At 61.0% G+C, this 844-nt stretch carries 1 protein-coding gene; it reads left to right on the forward strand.

The window, feature by feature from the left end; all coding sequences use genetic code 11:
• Window positions 1-74 precede the first annotated feature (74 nt).
• Window positions 75-832 (forward strand): IS5 family transposase gene (locus B2M20_RS18670; protein ID WP_087881228.1). Its coding sequence is split into 2 segments (ribosomal slippage): window positions 75-408 and window positions 408-832, totalling 759 coding nucleotides; the frame shifts between segments, so codons are not numbered across the junction.
• Window positions 833-844: the final 12 nt, after the last annotated feature.

Here is an 844-nt window from a genome sequence, read left to right on the forward strand (position 1 = left end):
CTAGGGTCTGGACCCATAAAATGATTCCTTCTGCGCTGAGTTTGTGATTCACGGTCTCCGACAGGAGGCCCCTCATGAGTCGCGATTACTTTTGGCTAACGAAGGATCAGTTCGCTCGGCTCAAGCCGCTTCTGCCTGACGATACGCGCGGCAAGCCACGGGTCGATGATCGGCGGGTCATCAGCGGCATCATCCAGGTGCTGAAGTCCGGTGGGCGCTGGATCGATGCGCCGGAGGTCTATGGTCCGCGCAAAACACTCTACAATCGCTTCGTCCGCTGGGCAGCGAAGGGCGTATGGGTAGACATATTCCACGCCCTCGCAACGGCCGGCGGACCTCCTGCGCAGGTCCTGATCGATAGCTCGGCCGTGAAGGCGCATCGATGCGCATCTGGCGGCAAAGGGGGGAACATCAGCAGGCCATCGGCCGATCGCGCGGCGGGCGGACCACGAAGATCCATGCTCTGACCGACGCGGAGTGTCGTCCCGTCGCGTTCTTGCTGACCGGGGGTCAGATAGCCGATTGCACCGCTGGAGCGGTTCTGCTCGAAGAGATGCCACGTTCCGCGATCCTGCACGGCGACAAGGGTTATGACAGCGACGCCATCCGCCGACAGGTCGAGGGAAAGGGTGCGATGCCGAACATCCCGCCCAAGGCGAACCGACGCTGGAAGAATTGCTTCTCGCCCGTCCTCTATCGAAGCCGCAACGCCATCGAGCGCATGTTCTGTCGCCTGAAGGACTTCCGTCGCATCGCCACCAGATACGACCGTCTCGCAATCAATTTTCTCGCAGCCGTCTGCATCGCAGCGGCTGTCAGTTACTGGTTATGAGTCCAGACCCTA

It is taken from the genome of Nitrobacter vulgaris, from assembly GCF_002028545.1.
Taxonomy (GTDB): Bacteria; Pseudomonadota; Alphaproteobacteria; order Rhizobiales; family Xanthobacteraceae; genus Nitrobacter; species Nitrobacter vulgaris.